At 39.8% G+C, this 4,253-nt stretch carries 6 protein-coding genes; all 6 read right to left on the bottom strand.

Features of this window, described 5'->3' with window-relative positions; translation table 11 throughout:
* Positions 1-107 precede the first annotated feature (107 nt).
* Complete coding sequence (locus tag ACTQ50_RS19105; RefSeq protein WP_441485482.1) at positions 108-320, bottom strand: hypothetical protein; 213 nt, start codon at positions 318-320, stop codon at positions 108-110.
* A 433-nt stretch (positions 321-753) separates the two neighbouring features.
* Positions 754-1,311: a hypothetical protein gene (locus ACTQ50_RS19100; protein ID WP_441485481.1), complete on the bottom strand. Its 558-nt coding sequence runs from the start codon at positions 1,309-1,311 to the stop codon at positions 754-756.
* On the bottom strand, positions 1,311-2,411 hold the full coding sequence (locus tag ACTQ50_RS19095; protein WP_441485480.1) for a HAMP domain-containing sensor histidine kinase: 1,101 nt from the start codon (positions 2,409-2,411) through the stop codon (positions 1,311-1,313). The genes ACTQ50_RS19100 and ACTQ50_RS19095 overlap by 1 nt, the downstream gene beginning before the upstream one ends.
* Positions 2,408-3,079 (bottom strand): response regulator transcription factor, encoded by a 672-nt coding sequence (locus ACTQ50_RS19090; RefSeq protein WP_441485479.1) that lies wholly within the window; start codon positions 3,077-3,079, stop codon positions 2,408-2,410. The genes ACTQ50_RS19095 and ACTQ50_RS19090 overlap by 4 nt, the downstream gene beginning before the upstream one ends.
* A 15-nt stretch (positions 3,080-3,094) precedes the next feature.
* Positions 3,095-4,009 (bottom strand): hypothetical protein, encoded by a 915-nt coding sequence (locus tag ACTQ50_RS19085; protein ID WP_441485478.1) that lies wholly within the window; start codon positions 4,007-4,009, stop codon positions 3,095-3,097.
* 32 nt (positions 4,010-4,041) lie between these two features.
* The coding region (locus tag ACTQ50_RS19080) for a hypothetical protein (protein ID WP_441485477.1) at positions 4,042-4,253 on the bottom strand (212 nt) is incomplete at its 5' end.

Here is a 4,253-nt window from a genome sequence, read left to right as displayed (position 1 = left end):
GGATAACCAAACAAAGGAATGTCCAAAATCAGGGATATCACTTTTGTGTAGGTGTCTAAAAAATAGGCACTACACTAATTCAAAATGTCCTTGACAAGGGATACAGTTTAACCTGGTAATCTTTTTTTAGGCATTCTCTTTTTAGGCTTTTCAATAGCAAATCCCTTTATATTAAAACTGTAAAATATTTCCTCCTCTTCATCTATTGATATAGAAGCATGTGAATATTTGTTTTTGCTGATTTTACAGATGAATCTCCCAACAAAGTCAGAGTATTTTGTAAGTAATATTGTAACTGTCTTCATAGATATATTTTCCATTAATGCAACTTCCTTTCCATAACAACCGATACAATATTACCCCATGATTATTTACTTTTTGCTTATATACTGTTTACAAAATATTATTTTGAACTTCTTACCTTCTCAGTTTACTATACATGACCACTTTTCAACTATATTGCATGTTTTTACTTCATACTGCATTTTGTATTCTCTTTTCTTTCAATTACAATCATCTGTTATTTGTCACACTTCTTAACGATAACAACACCTGCGATGATTACTACTGCAATCGCAATAACTGCTTTTACCATTGGTTTATCCTCCTTGTTCTTTATGATGGCATTATCCTAACACTTGTATTTTTGATTTTTGTTTCAAAACTGTTTGAAAAAAATTAATTTAAAAAGCTGTCAGCACGATATTGCCTGACAGCTTTTTCTATATAGCATCCACTCTTTTGGAGTTTTATTCAGGATAATATCCTGTTTCCTTTTTTGCATATCTCATAAATCTCATCATATTTTTCTTCTATCAGCGGTGTTACTTTTTCTATCTGCTTCCCCAGCACCTTCTTATACACAAAATAAGGAAGTATCCACCCGATAAATCCCGGTATGGCAAGTAAGATACACAAGATTACCTGTGGCGGCTGTGCTGTCACCGCAAAGGTTGCTCCCGCCATAAATGCAGTTCCCACAACTGCAATAATAAGCGCATATATCGTCGCTGCGGAGTTTTTGGATTTTTCCAGCGTATCAATCTCTCTGACACAGCTTTCAAAATTCCGCTGAAGCCTTGTAAGCTCCATTTTATTGATAATCTTTCGGTTCCGTTTGATCCGAAGAACGACCTTATTCTGTTTTACAGGATTTCTGTTTTCCCCGAAAGCCTCTATAATATTCCCATCTAATTCCCAGCCAAAATTCTCATATCCATCCAGCAGAAAAGATACTCTGCTCTTATCCGTAATCACATCTTTATACTCATATCCTACATATTCTTTTTTCTTTGTTCTGGTATCTTCCATTACCGGCTTCCTCCATCCTCATTTACAGATACACCTGTTGCAGGCAGTGTCACAAGGAACGTACTCCCTCTTCCTTCTTCACTTAAAACCTGAATATCGCCATCCAGCAGCTCCAGCACCCGGCTTACTAATGCCAGCCCCAATCCATTCCCTTCTTTCGAATGAGAGGTATCTCCCTGATAAAACTTATCAAATATATGATTCATCACATCACTGTCCATACCGCATCCCGTGTCTGAAACTGATATTTTTACAAAACCTTCCTCCGATATCTGTTTCACTATGACCGTCCCTCCCGGCTCCGTAAATTTGATGGCATTGGACAAAAGATTATTCCATACAATCTCCAGAAGGCTCTCATCAGCTTGCACCATCGCCACATCCTCTAGCTCTGTCTCCAGTTCTATTTTCTTTTCATCCCAGGCCTCCTCAAAATGGAGGATACATTCACATAACTGTCTGCTCACATCATAAACCTCTACTTCCGGAGTTATCCTCTGATTTTCCAGCTTATTCAGTTTCAGAATATTACTGATCAGATTGGAAAGCCTCATTGCCGCCCCTTCAATGCCTTCCGCATATTCTTTCCTCTGTTCCTCTGTGAGCTGTTCTGTTTTCAACAGTTCTGCATAATTCTTGATAATGGCAATAGGGGTCTTCATTTCATGGGATACATTTGACACAAAATCAGTTTTCAGTGTTTCAATGCTCCCCAGTTCTTCCACCATCTTATTAAAATCCATGATCATGACATCCAAATAGTCCCATTTATCCTGTGTATGGAGCGCAGGGACATACACGGAAAAGTCTCCGTTTGACACACGGCTGGTCGCTTCTGCCAGTTTATGCATAGGTTCTTCATATGCAGCACGGATTTTTCTTCTGGTAAACATAGTGAGTACCACCGCAACCATCCCCCAGTAAACCACGGGAATAATACTCTGAATCACCGCATTCCACTCCATGCGGTTCATCAGTACAACCAATCCTGTATGGACGCCGGACATCAAAAGAAGTATCACAAGAAAAATCACAAATAAGGAGGGAGGAAATCTGTTCTCCTTTACCGATCCATAATCTTTATCTCTTTCTTTTCTCATGTCAGTACCACCTTATATCCGAGGCCTCTTACGGTTACAATTTTAAATCCATCGCACGCCGACAGCTTATCCCTGAGCTTTGTCACATAGACATCAACTGCCCGTAGGCTGGTTTCACTGTCCACGCCCCAGAATTCATCCATTAACTGCGCTCTGGAAAATGTCTTTTTCGGATAGGATAACAGCTTATAAATAATATTAAATTCTCTGGTGGTAAGGCTGATCTCTTCCCCGCCCAACGTTGCGCTCATTCCGTCCGCATCCAGTTCCAGATTGCCTATCGTAATCTTCCGCTCCATTTCTATATTTGCTCTGCGGAGCAGTGCCCTGACATGCAGAAGCAGTTCATCCAGTTCAATCGGTTTTACCATGTAATCGTCAATCCCCAGTTGAAATCCCTTTTGTTTGGACGGAAGATCATCCTTTGCTGACATAAATAAAATGGGAATGGTTTTATTTACCTCCCTGACTGTCTGCGCAAATTCAAATCCGTCGATCTCCGGCATCATGATATCTGAAATAATCAGTTCGTATAGATTGTTGTACATTTCCTCATACGCCTCATTTGCAGACAAGCACCCTTTTGCCTGAAATCCGCTGTCATTTAAATAGGTGCAGACAATCTGGTTTAGTTTAACATCATCTTCTACCACAAGTATATGAATCATGTCGATTCCCTCCTTTTACAAATCACTCTTCTTTTTTGAGAAACAAATCCCCTGTATTCCTAAGCCCAAAACTATCAGGCACACAACAGTCCCGGTGATCCCATTCATCAGCTTTATCAACGCTTCCTCCCCCTCGGCAAAAGATGCAAACATTGCCGTCTGGAGTGTCAGGATGGAAACACAGGCATCAATATATCCAATTTTTCTTGCTATTGAAAGAAGCGGTGATTTTCTTTTTCCTACCTTAATCACCTGTACCGTGGACATGATAATCTTATAAAAAGTATATGTCGCCACTGCATATATCGTAAGCCCGGGATAATCCTTACCGCCCTGGGCATTCAAAAGCAGGATAACCGCTCCTGCCAATACGACCGCCATAAACAGAAATAGCACACTGTTCTTGCGGTAAACAGAAAGTTCCCGCCGCATATGCTCCTGTTTTTCTTTAAGGGCAGCAATCTCTCTTTCGTGCCTGACAATTCCAGCCCGCATAATACTTAACAGAATATAATATGCCGACAATGTGCCAAACCACGCCGAATGGCTGGTAATCCCGATTACACCATTGAATGCCGCAAAGATCATATTACTCACCATACCGGGGACAGCAAAGAGAATGGTTCTCCACCTATAATCGGTTGTCACTTTATTTGTATACGGATTTGCTGCAATTGCCGGTTTTATAGTCTCCCGGATATCCTGCCTGATATGAATCATAATATAATAGCAGCTTGCAGTAACTGTAACGGCTGCCAATACATAAAACAGTATGCCTGCCAAATTGGGAAAACTCGCAAACACCACATTTACCAAAGCAAGTGCAATACAGACTATCGTCACAAAATACAAAAAAATCCGGTATCGTAAACGTAATGAAGGAATATACTTGCTTATTTTTTTCTTCTCTGTTTCTTTTTGGGTTTTCATCTATGAAATTTCCTTGTATAAAGTTTCTATTATTATAAACCAGATTTGTTTGAGTTTTGTTTGCAAATTGTGTCTAAAGTGTGAACGCATGCTGTCGGTACACAAAAAGATACGGCAGAACTTCTTTCTGCCGCCAGACTGTAGACAAACTTGGTGTTGGGTGTTATGCCCAGCACCATTTTTCTTTTAAAACTTCTTTTCTTTTTATTTTTTTCAAAATCAACAAAAATCTGGCTGTGTTCCA

Origin of the sequence: Blautia sp. Sow4_E7 (assembly GCF_052116245.1) — a bacterium.
Taxonomy (GTDB): domain Bacteria; phylum Bacillota; class Clostridia; order Lachnospirales; family Lachnospiraceae; genus Blautia_A.
This window is presented reverse-complemented; position numbering and strand designations above follow the sequence as displayed.